Annotated in this window: 14 protein-coding genes; 5 read left to right on the top strand and 9 right to left on the bottom strand. The window is 59.4% G+C overall.

The genetic code is table 11. The features are described 5' to 3' along the window. Positions 1–52: 52 nt before the first annotated feature. Positions 53–508 carry a hypothetical protein gene (locus Q666_RS36255; protein ID WP_022999023.1) on the bottom strand — a complete coding sequence of 152 codons (456 nt, stop codon included), beginning with the start codon at positions 506–508 and terminating at the stop codon, positions 53–55. Between the two features lie 234 nt (positions 509–742). On the opposite strand from Q666_RS36255, the gene Q666_RS36250 reads away from it, so the two are divergent. From Q666_RS36250 to recQ, 3 genes are all read left to right on the top strand, one after another. Next, positions 743–1,120, top strand: coding sequence for an MAPEG family protein (locus Q666_RS36250; RefSeq protein WP_022999024.1), 378 nt, complete (start codon positions 743–745; stop codon positions 1,118–1,120). A gap of 117 nt (positions 1,121–1,237) precedes the next feature. After that, entirely contained in the window at positions 1,238–2,131 is an 894-nt protein-coding gene (locus Q666_RS36245; protein WP_022999025.1) for a 1-acyl-sn-glycerol-3-phosphate acyltransferase, read from the top strand. A gap of 155 nt (positions 2,132–2,286) precedes the next feature. Further along, positions 2,287–4,176: a DNA helicase RecQ gene (gene recQ, locus Q666_RS36240; protein ID WP_022999026.1), complete on the top strand. Its 1,890-nt coding sequence runs from the start codon at positions 2,287–2,289 to the stop codon at positions 4,174–4,176. Between the two features lie 29 nt (positions 4,177–4,205). Here the strand turns inward: recQ and Q666_RS36235 are convergent, their stop codons facing one another. The 5 genes from Q666_RS36235 to creD all read right to left on the bottom strand — a co-directional run bounded on the left by Q666_RS36235 (position 4,206) and on the right by creD (position 8,256). Beyond that, complete coding sequence (locus Q666_RS36235; protein WP_022999027.1) at positions 4,206–4,727, bottom strand: hypothetical protein; 522 nt, start codon at positions 4,725–4,727, stop codon at positions 4,206–4,208. 137 nt (positions 4,728–4,864) lie between these two features. Beyond that, on the bottom strand, positions 4,865–5,461 hold the full coding sequence (msrA, locus tag Q666_RS36230; protein ID WP_152507486.1) for a peptide-methionine (S)-S-oxide reductase MsrA: 597 nt from the start codon (positions 5,459–5,461) through the stop codon (positions 4,865–4,867). A 354-nt stretch (positions 5,462–5,815) separates the two neighbouring features. Then, a complete protein-coding gene (locus Q666_RS36225; RefSeq protein ID WP_022999029.1) occupies positions 5,816–6,193 on the bottom strand; it encodes a VOC family protein in 378 nt (125 codons plus the stop codon). Positions 6,194–6,227: 34 nt separating this feature from the next. Next, on the bottom strand, positions 6,228–6,611 hold the full coding sequence (locus Q666_RS36220; RefSeq protein ID WP_031268681.1) for a VOC family protein: 384 nt from the start codon (positions 6,609–6,611) through the stop codon (positions 6,228–6,230). Positions 6,612–6,789: 178 nt separating this feature from the next. Continuing rightward, positions 6,790–8,256: a cell envelope integrity protein CreD gene (gene creD, locus Q666_RS36215; RefSeq protein WP_022999031.1), complete on the bottom strand. Its 1,467-nt coding sequence runs from the start codon at positions 8,254–8,256 to the stop codon at positions 6,790–6,792. 249 nt (positions 8,257–8,505) lie between these two features. Here creD and Q666_RS36210 point away from each other — a divergent pair, with 249 nt between their 5' ends. Beyond that, the gene (locus tag Q666_RS36210) at positions 8,506–9,696 is read left to right on the top strand and encodes an S-adenosylhomocysteine hydrolase (protein ID WP_022999032.1); all 1,191 of its coding nucleotides are present in this window, start codon (positions 8,506–8,508) and stop codon (positions 9,694–9,696) included. Further along, positions 9,657–10,481 carry a methyltransferase domain-containing protein gene (locus Q666_RS36205; RefSeq protein WP_208993819.1) on the top strand — a complete coding sequence of 275 codons (825 nt, stop codon included), beginning with the start codon at positions 9,657–9,659 and terminating at the stop codon, positions 10,479–10,481. The genes Q666_RS36210 and Q666_RS36205 overlap by 40 nt, the downstream gene beginning before the upstream one ends. Before the next feature lie 27 nt (positions 10,482–10,508). Here Q666_RS36205 and Q666_RS36200 read toward each other — a convergent pair whose 3' ends face one another. From Q666_RS36200 to Q666_RS36190, 3 genes are read right to left on the bottom strand one after another with little or no spacing between them, the layout of a single operon-like run. Then, positions 10,509–11,369 (bottom strand): nucleotidyltransferase domain-containing protein, encoded by an 861-nt coding sequence (locus Q666_RS36200; protein ID WP_152533253.1) that lies wholly within the window; start codon positions 11,367–11,369, stop codon positions 10,509–10,511. Next, positions 11,370–12,152, bottom strand: a complete 783-nt coding sequence (locus Q666_RS36195; protein WP_031268685.1) for a succinate dehydrogenase iron-sulfur subunit — start codon at positions 12,150–12,152, stop codon at positions 11,370–11,372. Positions 12,153–12,211: 59 nt separating this feature from the next. Further along, complete coding sequence (locus Q666_RS36190) at positions 12,212–13,057, bottom strand: FkbM family methyltransferase (protein WP_031268686.1); 846 nt, start codon at positions 13,055–13,057, stop codon at positions 12,212–12,214. Between the last annotated feature and the right edge of the window lie 4 nt (positions 13,058–13,061).

The following is a 13,061-nucleotide window of genomic DNA, read 5'->3' as shown; positions in this document are numbered from 1 at the left end:
CCACAATTTGTCGAAAATCCAAAATCCTGAGAATCGACCGTTTTCAGATCACTCAGGCAACCCGGTTCGAGACGGCCTTGCCTGCTGTTTTTGGCGGCTCCACAAGCCTGTCGATCGCCTCGGCAATCTTCTCGAAATAAGTGGCGCAGGCACCAAAACCATCCGGAAAAGGCGGTTTTGCGGCAATGTTCCACCAATGGCTCGATGTCGTGGTCTTCCACTGCGGCGGCAAGGCCACCGGCGCCTGGTCAGCGAGATAGACGACCCTGTCGGGAATTTCAGCATGCGGCATCAGGAAAATGTCGATCGGCTTGGGCGCAAGCCCTTTGGCATCAATTCCCCGTGCCGACAGTATCCGGCGCACATGCCGGCTCAGCTCCTGGGAAGGAGCCACACCTGCGGAGAACGCCCGCATCAGACCACCTGCCCGAAAATTCAGATAGGCTTCGGCCAGGGGCGACAGCAGGCTGTTGTCCGGACAGACGAACAGAACGGTTGTTTTCGACAAGGGGTATTCCTTCGCGGCTGCGGCCCATGCCAATCACGTCATGGGCGGCCTCCCCCTAGCGCCGGGACGGGAAGACTTTATGACAAACCCGGGGCAACATCGAAAATCATGAGGATATCTTCCACGAGCCTGATAGATATGCGCACAAACGCTCGCGTGCAGCCCGGTACCCCGCTGCAGCCTCATTCCGGGTATTCGCGCGCAAGACCTGCAACACGTTCCTGAGGAGCCCACATGCCCGTCGCCTTCTGGTGTGTCCTTGCCGCCGCCATCCTGCCGCTGCTTTCCGTCTTTCCGGCAAAACTGGACAAGTCCTTCGACAACGCCCGCCCACGTGACCCGGACTATTGGCGAGACGGTTTCCGCGCCCGCGCACAGGGGGCACAGGCGAATGGCTTCGAGGCATTTCCCCTGTTTGCGGTTGCCGTTTTCGTTGGCCTCAACCAGGGCGGCGACCCGCACTGGATCGACAGGCTCGCCGTGCTTTTCGTGTTACTGAGGATCATTTATATCGGCTGCTACTGGGCGGACCGCGCCTCGCCGCGCTCGCTTGCCTGGGCAGCCTCCTTCTTGACATCGCTGGCAATTTTCACCAGTTCCCTATGGAGCTGAGCCGCCGATGGGCGGATTCCGATCCTGAAATTCGTACAACGATCATTTGCACCAAGAGGCTGATTTCGTTAACGATGCATCGGAGTGAGGCAGTAATCTCGTGGGCAGAGGTGCATTGTGCGGACGACCGACCAGACGACAGACACCTTGCCGACGCGCCGTCAGGCCGCGGCACAGAGGCAGATTTCTGAGCAGCATATCGTCGACCTTCTGATTGCCGAACGGGGCAAGCTGGTGATGGCCAGCCCGTGGTGGCCCTTCATCAGACCCTTCGCTCACAAGATCCTTCGCTACAAGTCCGCCGTCGAAATGGCCGACACCATTGCGCAGATGGAAGCGCTGGAGGTTTTTGCCCATTTGAGCGGATTGCTGTCGCTTGACGTCACCACGCTTGGCCTTGAACGGGTTCCGCAGGAAGGCCCCGTCGTTCTGGTGTCCAACCACCCGACCGGCATTGCCGACGGCATCGTGCTTTATGATGCGATCAAGTCCCGCCGGAACGATCTTGCGATCTTTGCCAATCGCGATGCCATCCGCATCAACCCGCGCCTTGCCGACATGATCATTCCGGTCGAATGGCGTGCTGACTTCAAGACCCGCGAAAAATCCAAGGAAACGATCAAGCTCGCCTCCTCCGCCTTTGCCAAGGAGCGGGTGGTGGTGCTGTTTCCCTCCGGGCGCCTGGCCTATTGGCACGACGGCAAGCTGACAGAACGGCCCTGGATGACGTCAGCCCTGGCGCTGGCACGCAAGAACAAGGCCCCGATCATTCCCATGCACATGGGCGGGCGCAATTCCGGCCTGTTCTATTTCCTTGCAAGAGTGTCGACCGAATTGCGCGACATGACGGTCTTCAACGAATTGCTCAACAAGGAACATGCCAAGTTCAACGTGCATTTCGGCAAGCCGATCCGGCCGGAAAAACTTGAAGGCGACCTTGGCGATCTGACTGAACAGATGCGCATTCACTGCGCCGAAACGCTGGCGACGGATCCGGACGCCGAGTTCTAGGTGCCAACGCACCGCCTCCACGCGTCTCCTAAGCATCTGATTTTTTGATGCTCTGACCAGGGCCTGCACGTCATCCACAGGCGCGGTTCCGCCTTCATTGCCCTTCTTCCGCGAATAAGACATTGTGCGGGAGAATCAAAGGACCCGTCTCACCCATGCCCGTTTCGCCCGCTGTTGCCGCGGAGGAAGTCATTCCAGTGCAGCATGCCGTTGCTCCGACCGTGCGTCCGGAGCCGAAGCCGCTTGCGGTTCTGCAGAAGGTTTTCGGCTACAGCAGCTTCAGGGGCAAACAGCAGGCGGTGATCGAAACGCTTGTGGACGGCAACGACGCTGTCGTTCTGTTTCCAACCGGCGCAGGCAAGTCGCTCTGTTACCAGATCCCGGCACTGTGCCGGCGTGGGGTGGGCATTGTCGTCTCGCCACTGATCGCGCTGATGAAAGACCAGGTCGGTGCGCTTCGCGCCGCTGGCGTTCAGGCCGCGGCCCTCAATTCCACGCTGTCACCGGAAGAACAGGACGGCATTCGCAGTGCCCTGCGCCGCGGTGAAATCGACCTGCTCTACGTGACACCGGAGCGGCTGGGCACCGAGAGCTTCCGCAAGTTCCTGGACACGCTGCAGATTGCCCTTTTTGCCATCGATGAAGCGCATTGCGTCAGCCAGTGGGGACATGACTTCCGTCCGGAGTACATGTCGCTGTCCTGTCTGCGCGACCGCTATCCGGGCGTGCCGCGTGTGGCGTTGACCGCGACTGCCGACCCGCACACCCAAAAAGACATTCTGGCCCGCCTGCAGCTGGAAGACGCCGCCGTCTTTTCCACCAGCTTCGACCGGCCCAACATCCGCTACGAGATTGTCGAGCGCACCAACCAGCGCCAGCAGCTGCTGGATTTCCTGAAGAAACACTCCGGCGAGAGCGGCATCGTTTATTGCCTGTCGCGGGCAAAGGTCGAGGATATCGCCGAATGGCTGACCTCTAAGGGCATCAGGGCCCTGCCCTATCACGCCGGATTGCCTGCGGAACAGCGCTCCGCCAACCAGGATGCGTTTCTGCTGGAAGAAGGGCTGTGCCTGGTGGCGACGGTTGCCTTCGGCATGGGTATCGACAAGCCGGATGTGCGCTATGTCGCGCATCTGGATCTGCCGTCTTCGGTCGAGGCCTATTACCAGGAAACCGGCCGCGCAGGCCGCGACGGCGCTCCCTCCGAAGCCTTTATGGCTTACGGCATGGCAGATCTGGTGCAGCGCCGACGCATGATTGCCGAGGGCGATGCGCCCGAGGAGGTCAAGCGCGCGGAAAATGCCAAGCTGAATGCGCTTCTCGGCATTTGTGAAACGGCCGGTTGCCGTCGTCAGGCCCTGCTGGCCCATTTTGGCGAGACCTACCCCAAACCCTGTGGCAACTGCGACACCTGCCTGTCCCCGGTGGAGACCTGGGACGGCACGGAAGCTGCCCAAAAGCTGATGTCGGCGATCTATCGTACTGGTCAACGTTTCGGCACGGCGCATGTCATAGATGTGCTTCTGGGCAAGACCAACGAGAAAAGCACCCGCTTCGGCCATGACACGCTGTCGGTTTTCGGAATTGGTCAGGACGTCCCGCAGAAGACCTGGCAGTCGATTGCCCGTCAGCTTGTCGCCGCAGGCTATGTCGATGTCGACCATGCCCAGTTCGGTGCTCTGGTTCTGACGGAAAAGGCGCGGAGCGTCCTGCGCGGTGACGAGAAGCTCGCCTTGCGCAAGGACCGGAGCGCGGCAGGCCTGAAACGGACGAGTTCTTCACGTACGGCCTCCATCGCCGATGAACTGGACCATGAAGACAGGCTGCTGTTTGAACGCTTGCGCAGGCTGCGGACCCAGATTGCCCGCGATCAGGGCGTACCGCCCTATGTGGTGTTCACGGACGCGACGCTGGCCGGGATTTCCGCTGCGCGCCCGGTGACCGAAGATGCGCTGCTGGCCGTTTCCGGTGTCGGGCAGTCCAAACTTGAAAAATACGGCGAGGCGTTCCTCGAGCTGGTCGAGGCATTTGAAGCCGGCGTATGACCGCCACGATGGTTGCCGATGAAATCCGGTCAACCGTCCTGCTGCAGGCAGAGCTGATAAACCCCGGCAAGATCCGACAAGGTTTCTTCATCAGGATGCGACAGGAAACTGTCGATGATGTCCCTGAGCGCCAGATGCATGTTCCGGTGCTGGCGCAGACGCCTGTAGGACGAGCCGAGCTTGTAGATCTGTTCGATTTCCTCATGCGAGAAGAGGTCCAGACCCGCAATACCCAGCACGACACCAAGATCAGCATTGGTGCGGCGCGTCAGGTTATGGGCAATCAGGAACCCGAACAGGCCGGTGACAAATCGGTTTTCGAAGCACAGTTCGTCAAAGTCGCGCTCGACCACTTTCAGCACGAGCTTCATGATCGACACGGTGGCAGCTGCCGCAAATTCGGTCGGTGTGTTGGTGTCACAGATCTCCAACCCTGCTGCTTCCAGCATGGCGGCGGTGGATCTTCGAAGGCGGTCTTCCGTCTCGACGGCTCTCAATTCAGAAATAAATTCCGGCTCTGCTGTAACGCGACTTCCAAACAAGCTCAGCATGTTAGCGTCCTTTCAGACGTAAGCCCACTGAAAGTATGTAGTGTACACCTTACCCTACGGCAAATTGATGCCTGAAAATTCGACGAAAATGCTGTTCTTTTGGGCCGTTCCCCGCGGAAACGGCCCATTTTCGAATGTTATGATCCTGCCTTGGGCAGCCCCTTGAAGGCTTCGCTGCCCCACACAGCCTTGACCTGTGCATCCCTGCCGCACCCTTTCCTGTAGCCTTTGTAGGCGTCGGCGCGGGTGACGTAGCCGAAGCGGGTGAGCGTACGAACCTGGCTCTTGTAATAGGCCTGGTGGTAGTCCTCGGCGGGCCAGAAAACGGCCGGAGCCTCGACCGGCGTTACGATCTTTCCGCCGAGTGCCTTTTCCGCCTTCGCGATTTCCGCCCTGGCCTGTTTCGCCTGGGTTTCGTCCAGAGGATAGATGGCGGTGGAATAGGCATGTCCCCGGTCGCAGAATTGACCGCCGGCATCCGTCACATCGACGGTGCGCAGGAAGATCCCGACAAGTTCGGCGTAACTGATCTTGTTCTCGTCGAAATCGACCTTGACGACCTCCCGGTGACCGCCACGATCATAATCCTTGTAGGTAGGATTCTGGGTCTCCCCACCGGCATAGCCGGAAACGACATCGCGCACGCCGGGAAGTTTCTCAAGATCGGATTCAACGCACCAGAAGCATCCTCCGGCAAGCACCGCGGTTTCGGCCTGTGCGGTACCCGGAGGCATCGACGCCACGAGCGCGGCAAAGAAAGTGAGCGGGAGCAGGCGTTTCATGTCAGGTCCTCCGGGCAGTTGGTTGTGGTCGACCTTTCCTAAGGGGGCGCCAACCTGGTGATGATGGCGAAACCCCGACCGGAAAGACGACCAGCGCGCTTGGGTTTCGAGCTGTGGTCTTCGACTTTGAAATACGCTTCATGGGTTGGAAGATCCGTGAAGGCATTTCGAGTTCTACCCGAAAGAGGTAACGCGCCCGGCGGCTGAGACAAACTCAACTCCGCTCCCCAAACCAGCACATGCCCGTGAGCCTGGCGTGTGTCCCCTCGTTTCGGGCAGCCAAAGCCATGTCCGATCAGGCCGTTCTCAGGCCTCCCAGGCCTTGGCAGCCTCCTCAAAACCGGCGAGTTGCGGTTTGACGACGCAGAACCGGTGACCGCTGGTTGCCTGCATCACTGTCCAGCCGTCCAGTTTCTGAACGATAGTCGCGCCCAGACCTTCAAGCCGGGCAACTTCCTTTTCCGGATCGTCGGTTTCGATATCCAGGTGCATGCGGGAAGGATGCTCGACCGACTGGAGCAGGATGCCGATTTCATCTTCCGTGCCGATCAGGCGGCGATAGCGTGGGTTTTTCGGCTCAGCTTCAACAGTGCGCCCGAGCGCACCGGCCCAGAATTCCGCATGGCGGTCGATATCGCCACCTTCACAGTCGATCACCAGATCTCCCAGCCGGCTCTTGTGCATTTTTTTCTCCAAATTGAAATCAGGAAACAAAGACTTATTCAGGCAGGTGACAGACCGCCTCGATATTCAGACCATCCGGGTCGAGTACGAAAGCACCGTAGTAATTTTCGTGGTACTGCGGCCGCAGACCCGGTGCGCCGTTATCCTTGCCGCCGGCTGCGATCGCAGCCTCGTAGAAGGCATCGACGAGCGCCCGGTTCGAAGCAGCAAAGGCGACATGCACCGGTGTTCCGGGGGCTTTGCCTTCACCAATCCAGAAGTCCGGCTTGTCCTTGCCGAAACCGCAATAGGCGGGTCCACCCGTCATTTCAGCGGTGACGTCCATCAACACCTTGATGTCAAGTGGCGCCAGGGCCTTTTCGTAGAACGCACGAGACGCCGGAAAATCGCTGACCGCAAAACCGATATGATCAAGAATGGACATCACGTCCTCCCACTCACCTCAATAGAACAAAATAAGAACACTCAAGGGGAAATTGCAAGCCTCGTTTTAGAGCTGCGATGCGCTCAACCGGCAAATGCCAAGCAAAATCGGCGGCGCAGCGAAGCCACACCGCCGACCGGATTGGCGACATACCGGAATGACAGAATGACCGTCAGACCGCTTCGGCTTGCGGCCTCATGCCGACCTGTTGTTGCCCGGACCAGTCGATCCGCTGGGTGGCAAACATGGTAACGGCAAGTGACAGGAACCCGATCATCGAACCGATCAGGAGCGCGTAGTCCTGCTCCTGCATGAGCGCATAAAGCACGCCGAATATCGCAGCCAGGACCGCAAGCATCACGCTTCCGGCAAGACGGCTCTTGAGCGAAGTCCCGATATAGAGCGCATTCAGCAGCGTCGCGGCGGCAGCGGCGACAAGATAGGCCAGGCCGTAGCCAACATGCTCTGCAAAGGCAAGCAGCATGACGTAGAAGACGATCAGGGACAGTCCGACCAGGCCATACTGGATCCAATGGACCCGCCATCCGGAGCGCATTTCCAGAACGAAGACCGCCAGGAAGGTCAGACTGATGAAGCAGACTGCGTATTTCAACGACCTGGAAATGGTCTGATAGAAATTGACGGGTTCAACGAATTGCACTCCCAGAACCTTGTTTTGCAACGGCATTTGCGGGCCGAGCACCAGTTTGGGAATGCCGCGGGCAAGATAGGGGATGGTCCAGGATGCGTTGAAACCGGCATCACCGATTTCTCGGGCTTCCGGCAGGAATGCGCCGGTGAAGCCGGGATGCGGCCAGTCGGATTGAAGGGATACGCTGGTCGTTTGACCGGCCGGGGCAACGTAGAAGGCGGTGGAGCCGTTCAGCTGCATCGGGATGTCGAAAGAAAAGCCGTTTCGCCACAAACCCGCAGCGACAGGTGCGTTGATACCGGACGCGTTGATCGCGGCAACAGACCGCCGTATCGGCTCCATTGTCAGCGGCCCGAGCCCAGGCTCGAACGGCACGGAACCACTGTCGTTCAGGACCAGTGCGACCTCGCTTTTCAGCGCTGCGATGTCGCCGATGCCGACCACAAGAACCGCCTTGTCCCCGGCAATGTCGATTTGCCCACCGAACTGCGGCTGAAAGTTTTCGGACGACGTTGCCGCGAACCGGCCCTTCAATGTCACGTCGCCATGATAGACGGGCAGCGAATAGATCGATTTCCTGCGCTCCTGAACGGAGATGTCGCCACTCACATCCAGCTTTTCCGGAAACAGGATTGCAGTGTGCCAGCGAATTTCGGTCTTGGCGTTTTCTCCGGTGGAAACAGTGAAGGTCTCGCTGAACGGAACAACCAGGTAGGGTCCGTTGATCTCCTGGACGCCACCCCAGGACCGGGCGATGTCCTGAGCGACATCCCGGGCCCTTTCGGCCCGTTCTTCCACCAGCAGCCAGACAAACAGGCTCGGCACCAGCAGCATCACGGTCAACACTCCGATGATCACGAACTTGACTGCCGGAGACCCAAGAAAAGACGTTCGGCGCACCGGCTGTTCACGGGGTGAGCGGGGCTGCGAAAATTGAGGTCGCTCCTGCGGTTGTTCAATGGTGTCGTTTTCAGTATCGCTTGTCATGCAAATCAACCCTCTGCCAGAAGGATGTCCCGTCAGGCGGACACCCGGTCAACAGGGCGATCATTGAAGACAGAACAGGACACAAAAGGGCGTGGCCGAGCGGCTTTTCAGTATTGTTTGTGCAGTTCCTGTGCAGTGGCTCAAAAGTTGTTGGATTGCTGCCTCATTTTTCCTGTCTATTTCACAACTCGCACTTGTGCGTACCGGCGGCGCAGTGCCAGAATGGCAGAACCCTCGGAATAACTAACAATGCATCCATTAAGCGACATATCTACCGCGGCCGCGCCCGCCTATGCCCGACGTGCGGACTATCTGCCGGCGCTGGTCAAGCGGCTCGATCTCTTCAAGAGTGAAGCGCACCGGTATCTGCTGGTGGCGCATCTGTTTGACGACACAAGGCGCATGATCGATGCGCTGGAAGGGGTCATGGATTTCGATGCAATCATCGGCATCCCGTATTCCTCCGGTAGTGATGTGACACGTCTTAAATGGCAGGCCGTATACGGCGACAAGGTCCAGTGCCCGAAGACCGAGCCAGAATTCAAAGAGGTCCTGGCCAAGGCCTTGCAGAAGAGCCTGGATGCCTGCCGGGCCTCCGACCAGAAGCTCGTCATTCAGGAAGTCGGCGGTTATGCCGTCGAATTGCTGCACGAGCGGTTTCAGGATCAGCTGCACCTTGTCGAAGGCGTGGTGGAGATCACCAAGCAAGGCGTCTGGCGGGCCGGGCAGACACGGCTGCGGGTGCCTGTGCTCCACTGTGCCGACAGCGAGCTGAAGCGCCTGGAAGCGGTACGTTGCGGCGAGACCATTGCCCGGTGCCTGGATGGGCTCATGCGCGATCTCGGCAACTCCCTGGCCGGCCGGCGCGCTGCTGTCTTCGGAGCAGGCTGGATCGGCTTCGGCGTGGCCAAGGCCCTGCGCCGGCTGGATGTCATCGTCTCGCTGATCGATGTCGACCCGCTGAAAATCGCAGAAGCAAGGTTGTCAGGTTATCCGGCGACCCTTCATCCCACGGATCTCGAGCAATGCGACCTGGTCGTCGGGGCGGCAGGGCGCTTGTCGATAACCCGGGACGTGCTGCAGCAGCTTCGCAACGGCTGCCTGGTGGCGAGCGCCAGTTCCCGGCGTATCGAAATCGACGTCGATTTTCTGGAACAGTCGCCAGCCTGCGACATTCATCCGTCAATCAAGGCTTTCCAGCTTCCCGGCCAACAGGGGGCGGACAAGCAGATCTGCCTCGTCAACGACGGCTACCCGGCCAATTTCATTCCCGGCTCCGGCAGCGTTGCCGATGAAGTGGTCGAGCTGATCCTCGGCGAACTGATCGTGCTGATGGCCGACCTGACCACCTACACCTACGAACCCGGCATTCACCGCTTGGCGACAGAAGGAGAGGCAGTGTGCACCAAACTCTGGATCGAACAGAGAGACCAGACCTAGCGGATGATGAGCAATCCGAAGTTACGGTCCATTCGCAGTATCTGGTCAAGAAGCTCGCGAACGCCCAGAGAAACCTGTACGGAACGGTGAAGTTCGACATTGTCGCCCGCACCATCCGGGACTGGGCACAAGACCTTGGTCGGCCGCCGCGCATTCTCGATATCGGTTGCTCGACCTCGATTTCGAAAGAATATCTCGCCGACACCGGCCTGGATTTCGACTATTGCGGTGCCGATTATGAAGCGGCGTTCGAACCGGACATCGTGCTGGATGCCACCCGTCTTTCCGAACACCGCGACGACCTTCCCTGGCAACCGGATGTGATCGCCCTTCTGGACGTGCTGGAGCATCTGCCAGGCCGTGGACCGGCGATCGAATCCGTGATGCGTCAATGTGGTGAGGTCATTGCGCCGGGTGGACTGATCCTAGCCGTGGTCCCGCAGCTCTACCGTCTCGACCGGCTAAAGCTGAGCCACCTGCACTACGCCGAGCACCAGGTCCGCATGACCTTGAACGAATGGTCGGAGATCATCGGCCGCGCGGTCACGATCGAGTCGGTGCACGGCATCGGCTATCTCTCGTGCCTGCCCTATCTGCCGATGCTCAGCCCCTGGTACGAGGAAACCAACCGCCACGGGAAACTGTTCCACCACCTGCGCGGAAAGACCTTCGAATGGGGCCCGCTGAAACCCGCTGAAATCGCCCTTACCCGCACGCTTGGTCGTGTTCCCGGGTTCAGGGGCTGGTGCAACAGCTCGCTTCTGGTGTGCCGGGCTAAGGTGTGAGTTTTCAGGGCTAGCCGGTCTTGCACTCTAGCGAGGACTAAGCTCGGCAGACCAATGCCGCCAGAAATCATCTATTCGGCCCTGATGCACCGCACAGGGCTCGCCTGCGTTGGCAAAGGACTGGAAACCGTCGAAAGTATCGAGAATGAACCCAGACAATACGGGGTTCAACCTTTCGGAGCCCATTTCGGAACTCAACGCTTTGCGTTCCAGCAAGATGTCGATCTCGCGGGAAACGACATCCGGGAAACCGGCGTTCTGACGTAGATCCTGAAAATTCATCGGTGCGACCGCGCGCTCGGGATGGTGACTTAACCACATGAGCGCTGCGAGCGGCCTGAGGCAATAGAGCGTCTTCTTCAGGGATACATCGCCTTGGAAAAAATTCTGCCTATGGATCTGTGCTTTGGCGAGATGATAGTAGTGCTTGCAGATTAGTCTGCGGTCACACACGACATCTGCTAGGTCAAGCGCGGCGTCGCGAAAAGGTTCGTGCAGTTGATAGGCGAATACCGACTTCAACCACTCCACAATCACCGCATTGCCCGCATACATGAGCCGCAGGGCCTTCGCCAGGTCCCAGCCGTTTATGTCGAAGACCGGTGTCAGCGGCTCCTCGATGACGTCGCGCACCGGAAACAGTGTCACCGTCTTCTCGACTGTGCGGACGTAGACAAAGCGGCAGTCATAGTCACTGTCGGCTGAAGGAAACCCCCATGCCCTGCTGCCGCTTTCGATGGCCAGCGGAATGGTGATCCGCTCCCGAGTCTCCAGCTCTTTCAGCCGAGCTTGAATTTCATATACAATTTGCGGATCCATGGACCATGTCCTCCCAAAGAAATGGCCGCCCGAGGGCGGCCAAATCGCAGAACAAATCTGACCGGTCAATCAAACCCGGCGTTCGACCATCATCTTCTTGATCTCGGCAATGGCCTTCGCCGGGTTCAGGCCCTTCGGGCAGGCTTGCGAGCAGTTCATGATGGTGTGGCAGCGATAGAGACGGAAGGGGTCTTCCAGATTGTCCAGACGCTCGCCGGTGGCCTCGTCCCGGCTGTCGATCAGCCAGCGATAGGCCTGCAGAAGGACGGCCGGGCCGAGATAGCGGTCGCCGTTCCACCAGTAACTCGGGCAGGACGTGGAACAGCAGGCGCACAGAATGCACTCATACAGGCCATCAAGCTTCACCCGGTCTTCATGCGACTGGCGCCATTCCTTTTCCGGGGCTGGCGATACTGTCTTCAGCCACGGCTCGATCGAGCGGTGCTGGGCATAGAAATTGGTCAGATCCGGCACAAGGTCCTTGACCACCGGCATGTGCGGCAGCGGGTAGATCTTGACGACGTCGCCGGCAATCTCGTCCATGCCCTTGGTGCAGGCCAGAGTATTGGTGCCGTCGATGTTCATCGCGCAGGACCCGCAGATACCTTCGCGGCAGGACCGGCGGAAGGTCAGTGTCGGATCGATCTTGTTCTTGATGTAGATGAGGCCGTCGAGCACCATCGGCCCACAATCGTCCGCATTGATGAAATAGGTATCGACGCGCGGGTTGCGGCCATCGTCCGGGTTCCAGCGATAGATGCGGTATTCACGCAGGTTGGTGGCGCCTTCCGGCTTGTCCCACACCTTGCCTTCCGTCACCTGGGAGTTCCGGGGAAGCGTCAGCTGAACCATCTCGTTACTGCTCCGCGTTGGGCCCTTGGTTTCGCGTCCAGGGCCAAATCGTCTTTCGCTCAGGCAGAGAGCTCAAAGACCATGTTGTCATTCGTCTGGCCGGTTACCCCGTAGCCGCGGTTTGCCAGTTCACTCAGGCAATCCTCGGTCCAGTAGGGCCGGCAATTGGTTTCAAGCAGGATCACGCGGGGCCAGAGGCTCCGGTCCGCGTGCCTCAGGAAAGGCAGGACCACACGGTCCTCAAAGCCTTCCACATCAACTTTCAAAACATCGATCCGGGTGAGGCCCTGATCGTCGGCTATGGCCGTCAGCGGACGAACCTTCACGAAGGTCGGTGTCCAGTCGCCAGCCCATTCGCCGGTGGTCAGGTCCTTCACGAAGGTGGCAAAGCCGCAGTTGCTCGGTTCCTGCCACAGCGGCAGCGTATCGTCGCGCGGGCCAACGGCTGAATTGACCACCGTCACGGTGTCCAGGTCGTTTGCACGTACGTTGAAGCCGAGCTTCGTTGCCGTCTGCGGGTTGGCCTCTATTGCAACAACCTCCGCGCCGAGACCGGCGGCAAAGATCGAATAGGAGCCGATGTTGGCGCCGATATCGACAAACACCTTGCCCTTGCCCAGATGCGGTTCGATCAGCTTGTGCTCTTCGCGCTCCGGCAGGCGGCCCTTGGCCAGGATCTTGCGGTCGTCATAGTTTTCACCCGGATAGATCCGGAACTTCAGACCGTCGGCTTCCAGGTCGTAGGGGCCCTTGAAGAACCGCGCCACGAGGGAGCGGATACGCTTGCGCAGGCCCTTTGAAAGGTCGTGCCGGTCGGCAAGACGCCAGGCAGCCCGGACCATCCGCTCGGCGGGATATGTGCCGAACGGACTTCTCGTGTCCAAAAGGGTTGCCACCTGGCTCACCGTG

The sequence above is a fragment of the Labrenzia sp. C1B70 genome (assembly GCF_000475395.1).
GTDB classification, from domain to species: domain Bacteria; phylum Pseudomonadota; class Alphaproteobacteria; order Rhizobiales; family Stappiaceae; genus Roseibium; species Roseibium algicola.
Note: the sequence above shows the minus strand (reverse complement) of the source record. Positions and strands in the feature narration are given on the sequence as shown.